Below are 6,297 nucleotides of genomic sequence, written 5' to 3'. Positions count from 1 at the left end.
CAGCAGCAGCAGCAGCAGCGCCAACAACAGGCCCGCGACCAGCAGGCCCAGCAGGCGACGCGCCAGCAGCAGGACCGCGAACAGCAACAGCAAGCACGGCAAGCCCGGGAATCGCAGCAGCAAGCGCGCCAGCAGCAGGCTCGCGATGCCCAGCAGCAACAGGCGCGCGAACAGCAGCATCAACAGCATCAGCAAGCGCAGCAGCAGGCACGCCAGCAACAAGCCTCGCCGCGCCCCGAAGGACACCCGCAGCAAGGCGGCGGCCGAGACCGTGAGGCGCAGCGCGGCGAAGGCCGCGGCGGGCCGAACCGCGACTGAACTGGACCCCTGTCAACGGCGGGACTACAGTAGGCACTTTGCCGCGCCCGCCCGCGCGCTACCCTGGATATCGGAGCTTCCCATGAAACGCCTTGTCTCCTGCTTGATGCTATGCGGCCTGCTGGCCGGCACGTCGGCCCAGGCCGCCTTGAATGTCGGCGCCCCCGCCCCCGACTTCAGCACCCAGGCCTCGCTGGGCGGCAACGTCTTCACGTTCAAACTGACCGAGGCCTTGAAGCAAGGGCCTGTCGTGCTGTACTTCTTCCCCGCCGCGTTCTCCAAGGGCTGCACGATCGAAGCGCACAACTTCGCCGAAGCCACGGACGAATACAAGTCGCTGGGCGCCACCGTCATCGGCGTGTCGACGGACGATATCGACACGCTGAACAAGTTTTCGGTCAGCGAATGCCGCAGCAAGTTCGCCGTGGCGGCCGATGGCGACGGCAAGATCATGAAGGCCTATGACGCCGTGCACGACAAGCGCCCCGACTACGCGCAACGGATCTCGTACGTGATCTCGCCGCAAGGCAAGATCCTGTATGAATTCACGGACATGAATCCGGACTCGCACGTGGCCAACACCATGCGCGCGCTACGCGACTGGAAGGCGAAGCAATAAAACGGAAAAAACCCGGGCAAGGGCCCGGGCTTTGCTGAGACGACGCTGTGCGGCCTAATTGAACGGCCAGACCGGCGGATGCGTGCCGGGCGGACTGGACGGGCGCGTCCACCGGGCCGGCGTTTCAGAAAACCGGGCGGCATGGCGCACCGCCAGCAATTCGCCGAAACCTGACGGCTCGGTTTCCAGCAAACCATCGAATCCCGGCATCTGACAGGCCAGCCCGCCATCCACCCGCCCCAGGCTGCGCAGCCAATGCGCCGTTTGCGCCAGCGACACGCGCACGTGCCAACTGCCGCCCTCGGTCGCCTGCCGTGCCAGCGCCACTTGCGCGCCGAACGCCATCAGGTAGCCGGACGCATGATCCAGAATCTGCATCGGCAAGGGCTTGGGCGCTTCCTGGCCTGCCGCCTGTGCCTCGGCGTGGTTGAACCCCGTGGCCGTTTGCACCAGCGAATCGAACCCGCGCCGGTTGGCCCAGGGGCCGGTATTGCCGTAAGCCGATAGCGACACATAGACGATGCCCGGGCGGATGCGCGCCGCGTCTTGCGGGCCAAAGCCCAACGCGGCCAGCCCGCCCGGCCGGTATCCCTGCACGAACACGTGCGCGCTGCGCAACAGGTTGCCCAGCGCGATGCGGCCATCGGCCGTGTCCAGGTCGGCCAGCACCGACAACTTGCCCCGGCTGGTATCGATGATGTTGTCGATATTGGGCAATTGCGGCGAGTTCACCAGCATCACGTCGGCGCCATAGGCGGCCAGCGCGCGGCCACAGACCGGCCCGGCGATGATGCGGGTCAGGTCCAGTACGCGGATGTCCTTCAGCGGGCGCGCGTCGTGCCCGTACTTGGGCAAGGGGCGCGGGTCGGCCTCGCCGATGCGTTCGATGGTCATCAAGGGCTGCGAGGCGATCGCCTGGCCCTGGGCATGGCGGTCCCATTCGTCAAAGCTGCGCATGGCTGCGACCACCATGCCGGCATCAGCGGCGACCTGCTCGAAATCCAGCGCCTTCCAGCGGCTGAGCGCGCGCTCCACCGTTTCCCGCGTGGTGCCCTCGCCTGTCGGACACCCCAGCAAGGCCAGGGCGCCGTCGCGGTGATGCGCGAAGTTGGCGTGGATGCGCACCCAGCCCCCGTCGCCGCAGCGGTACACGCCGCTGACGGGATCCCATGGGTTAGGCGTCACGCCGTTGATCTTGAAATGGCTACGGCATTCCTGCGCGGCGTGAAGCATGTCGACCGTGACCTGCTGCCGCGCGCCACCGCGCAGATGCCAGAGTTCGGCCGCGGCCAAGGCTGCGGCCGCCATGCTCGCTTGCGCCGCCGCGCCCACCGCAAAGGCCGAGGGCAGCACCGGATCCGCGCCGGTCAGCAACACATGATCCAGCGACTCGTCGGGAAGATCGAGTGAACGCCATAGCTTTTGCAGGACATCGAGCGACGTCTTGCCGGCGGGTGTGCGTCCCCTCAGAAAGGACGGGCGTAGGTCCATCAGATTTCCCATAGCGTTCACTTTGCTCTCGTCGTTAACTGAATTACATGGCGCGGGGACAGGCGCGTCAATACGTACGCAGCCTCAGCGTGTTTCATGGTTTGACCGCGCGCGGACGGGGAAAGCACACAGGCGGCCCAGGGCCCCACCCGTCCCCCGCGTTGCTCCCCCGGTCACATCTACTCGTAGTTTTTACATCGTCTTCCATGCCGGCCCGCACGCTAGAATGCCAGCCTCGATGGCCGGGCGCGACTGTCCGCCGATTCCCGTACTGGATTGCCCTAGATGAACACGCTGCTCTGGCTACGCACCGATCTGCGCCTGCACGACAACCCCGCCTTGGCCGCCGCCGCGGAAAACGGCACGGTCACCGCGCTGTTCCTGGCGTCGCCTGGGCAATGGCGCCTGCATGGCGACGCGCCGGCCAAAGTGGATTTCTGGCTGCGCAACCTGCGCGAACTTTCGGCCGATCTGGGCAAGCTGGGCATTCCCCTCAAATTGCTGACTGTCTCCGACTGGAGCGAGGCCGCGAGCGCCATCGCGGACTTCTGCCAGGCGCACGGGATTGCGCAAGTCCATGCCAACACCGAATGGGCCATCAACGAACGCCGCCGGGATGCGGCCGTGGCCGACGCGCTGCAAGCCATCGGCGTGGACTGGACGCTGCACCACGGCGCCTCGCTGCTGCGTCCCGGCACGGTGCTGACGGGCAAAGGCGAGTGCTACCGCGTCTACACTCCCTATGCGCGCACCTGCCGGGAACGCTTGCGCACCGCGCCCCTCCGCCCCGTGCCCGCCCCCCGCGCCCAAACCGCGCCGGCGTGGAAGGCCGACGCCCTGCCCGACGCCTTCGATGGATTCCCGCCCGCCAGCGACGCCGTGCGCGCGCTGTGGCCCGCCGGTGAAACCGCCGCCAGCGACCGGCTGGCCGCCTTTGCCGACGGCGTCATCGACGCCTACAAGGACGAGCGCGACTTCCCCTCGCTGCCCGGCACCAGCTGCCTGTCGCCCTATCTGGCGGCCGGCGTGCTGTCGCCCGGGCAAGCGTTGCGCGCCGCGCTGGCGGCCAACCACGGCGAATTGGACAGCGGTAAGGCCGGCGCCGCCACGTGGATCAACGAACTGCTGTGGCGCGAGTTCTACCAACACCTGCTGGCCGCCTACCCGGCGTTGTCCATGCACCAGCCCATGAAACCCGAAACCGCCGCCGTGCCGTGGCGCGACGCGCCTGCCGACCTGCATGCCTGGCAGCAGGGAAAAACGGGCATTCCCATCGTCGACGCCGCCATGCGGCAGTTGCTGGCGCTGGGCTGGATGCACAACCGGCTGCGCATGGTGGCGGCCATGTTCCTGTCCAAGAACCTGCTGATCGATTGGCGCTCGGGCGAAGCCTGGTTCATGGCGCAACTGGTGGACGGCGACCTGGCGGCCAACAACGGCGGCTGGCAGTGGAGCGCCTCCACCGGGGCCGACGCGGTGCCCTATTTCCGCGTGTTCAATCCCCTGTCGCAATCCCGCCGGTTCGATCCGCGCGGCGTTTTCCTGAGGGAATGGCTGCCCGAATTGGCGCACCTGGATGATCAGGCCATCCATGACCCCAGCCCCATGGAACGCGCGGCCGCGGGCTATCCGACGCCCATCGTGGACCTGGCGCAAAGCCGGCTGCGCGCGTTGGAAGCGTTCGGCAACTTGCCCGCCGCCTGACCGCTATCGCACGAATTTACGTTTTGCATAACATTCCAATATCTTGATGTAGATCAACCCCACGCACGCGCCCCTCCCCGATGATCCCCGGCTGCACCACGCCCCGCCCATCACAGGACGACAGACGCATGCGCAACAATCAGCCGGTTTACGACAAGGAATACACGCTTCACGACGAGCAGTACCTGATCTCCCGCACCGACGCCCGTGGCCGCATCATTTACGCCAATCCCGCGTTCGTGGAAGTCAGCGGCTTCTCACGCGAAGAACTGGTGGGCGCCGCCCACAACATCGTGCGCCACCCGGATATGCCCGAAGCCGCCTTCGAGGATTTGTGGCGCACCATCCAGCGCGGCGAATCCTGGACGGGCGTCGTCAAGAACCGCCGCAAGGATGGCGGTTATTACTGGGTGCTGGCCAATGTCACCCCCATCATCGAACGCGGGGAAACCGTCTGTTATGCGTCGGTTCGCGTCAAGCCCACCCAGGCGCAGATCGACGCGGCCGACGAGCTCTATGGAAAATTGCGCGACGGCACGTCGCGCGGCGTGCGCCTGGTGCGCGGCCAGGCGCGGCCCACGGGCATCGCCGGCGTCCTGGCGCGCGGCAAGCTGTGGCGCCTGACTGGCGTGCGTTCGCGCATGCTGGCCTGGGCCATGCTGGCGTCCGCCTTGTTCCTGGGCGCGGCCGGCGTCGCGCTGTACGGCATGTTCGATCGCATGCAGCCCGAAGAGCTGGCCATCGCCGCCGCCGTGCTGGCGGCAGGCGTGGTCCTGATCTTCGCCTCAGGCTGGGGATTCGCGCGCAGCATCTCGGGGCTGCTGGCGACCGCGACCGACTTCACCCGGCAGATCGCCGCGGGCAACCTCAGCACGCCGCTGCCCTCGGCCAGCCTGCGCGACGAAATCGGCGCCCTGAAGTTCTCGTTGGAAGTCATGCGCAAAAGCCTGGTCAGCATCACGCGCGACGTGCACGACGGCATTGAAAGCGCGTTGCATTCAGCCGCGGAAATCGCCGACGGCAACGAAGACCTGTCCGCGCACACGCAGCGCCAGGCCGCATCGCTGGAAGAAGCCGCAGCCAGCATGGAACAGCTGGCCGCCACGGTGAAGCAGAACGCGTCGAACGCGCACGGCGCAGACCGGATGGCCAGCCAGGCCTCGGACATGGCCAAGCGAGGCGGCCAGGTCGTGGACGATGCCGTGGCCGCCATGCACGGGATTGTCGAGAGCTCCTCGCGCATCACCGAAGTCGTAGGCATCATCGACGGCATCGCCTTCCAGACCAACATCCTGGCGCTGAATGCCGCCGTCGAAGCCGCGCGCGCCGGCGAAGCCGGCAAGGGCTTCGCCGTGGTGGCCACCGAGGTGCGCAGCCTGGCGCAGAAAAGCGCCACGGCCGCACGCGAGATCAAAGCCTTGATCGAAGCGTCCAACGAACGCGTCAACGACGGCGTGCGGCACGTGGAGCGCGCGGGCGCCGCCATGCTGGATATCGTGGATTCGGTGCAGCAGGTCACGCACATTATGAATGAGATCGCGGCCACCTCCACTGAACAGCACACCGGCATCGATAACGTCAGCCGCACCATTTCGGAAACGGATACCGCGGCCCAACGCAACGCCGTACGGGTCGAGCAGGCCGCGCTGGCCGTGGACAACCTGCGCACCCGAGGCGCGCAACTGCGCCACGCCATCGAAGTGTTTCGCGTGGCCGGCAGCCAGACGGTGTTGCCCAAACGCGCCGCCGCGCCCGTGCCGGCGGGACGGATCGCGACCTCCGGCGCGCGGCCGTTGCTGGAAGGCCAGGCCTGACGACCCCGCGAGGCCGGCTCAGGCGCCCGCCGCCGCCTGCTTGTCCAAGCGCTTGATGAACACCTGCAGTTCTTTTTCGACCTGTTTGTCACCGCGGGCCTGGGCGGCCTCCAGGCCCGAATTCCACGCCGCCCTTGCCCCCTCGACGTCGCCCAGGCCGAGGCAGGACTTGCCCAGCCATTTCCAGGCGACCGAGTAGGCGGGATCGAACGCCAGCGCCGCACGCAGGTGCGGCTCGGCTTCGCGAAAGCAATCTTGCTCGGCATAGGCCTTGCCCAGCGAAAACCGCAGCAGCATGTTGTCGGTGCCCTTGGCCAGCATGGCCTCCAGGCGTTCAATCATTCCTTCCAT

The 6,297-nt window shown here is 67.2% G+C and carries 6 protein-coding genes; 3 read left to right on the top strand and 3 right to left on the bottom strand.

Going from position 1 to position 6,297, the window contains the following annotated elements; genetic code table 11:
* Window positions 1-219: hypothetical protein (locus tag ACO6D5_RS13505; RefSeq protein ID WP_485825658.1), on the bottom strand; the 219-nt coding region annotated here is incomplete at its 3' end.
* A 181-nt stretch (window positions 220-400) separates the two neighbouring features.
* On the opposite strand from ACO6D5_RS13505, the gene ACO6D5_RS13500 reads away from it, so the two are divergent.
* A complete protein-coding gene (locus tag ACO6D5_RS13500; protein ID WP_088588289.1) occupies window positions 401-937 on the top strand; it encodes a peroxiredoxin in 537 nt (178 codons plus the stop codon).
* Between the two features lie 54 nt (window positions 938-991).
* On the opposite strand, the gene ACO6D5_RS13495 is transcribed toward ACO6D5_RS13500, so the two are convergent.
* A complete protein-coding gene (locus ACO6D5_RS13495) occupies window positions 992-2,440 on the bottom strand; it encodes a CoA transferase (protein WP_485825694.1) in 1,449 nt (482 codons plus the stop codon).
* A 273-nt stretch (window positions 2,441-2,713) separates the two neighbouring features.
* Between ACO6D5_RS13495 and phrB the strand changes: the two genes are divergently transcribed.
* Both phrB and ACO6D5_RS13485 read left to right on the top strand, forming a co-directional pair.
* The gene (phrB, locus tag ACO6D5_RS13490; RefSeq protein ID WP_315845947.1) at window positions 2,714-4,132 is read left to right on the top strand and encodes a deoxyribodipyrimidine photo-lyase; all 1,419 of its coding nucleotides are present in this window, start codon (window positions 2,714-2,716) and stop codon (window positions 4,130-4,132) included.
* A gap of 128 nt (window positions 4,133-4,260) precedes the next feature.
* On the top strand, window positions 4,261-5,946 hold the full coding sequence (locus tag ACO6D5_RS13485) for a methyl-accepting chemotaxis protein (RefSeq protein ID WP_485825657.1): 1,686 nt from the start codon (window positions 4,261-4,263) through the stop codon (window positions 5,944-5,946).
* A gap of 18 nt (window positions 5,947-5,964) precedes the next feature.
* Here ACO6D5_RS13485 and ACO6D5_RS13480 read toward each other — a convergent pair.
* Window positions 5,965-6,297 (bottom strand): tetratricopeptide repeat protein (locus tag ACO6D5_RS13480; RefSeq protein ID WP_485825656.1); only part of this gene is annotated, 333 nt, incomplete at its 5' end.

The organism is Achromobacter sp. (genome assembly GCF_057314935.1).
Note: the sequence above shows the minus strand (reverse complement) of the source record. Positions and strands in the feature narration are given on the sequence as shown.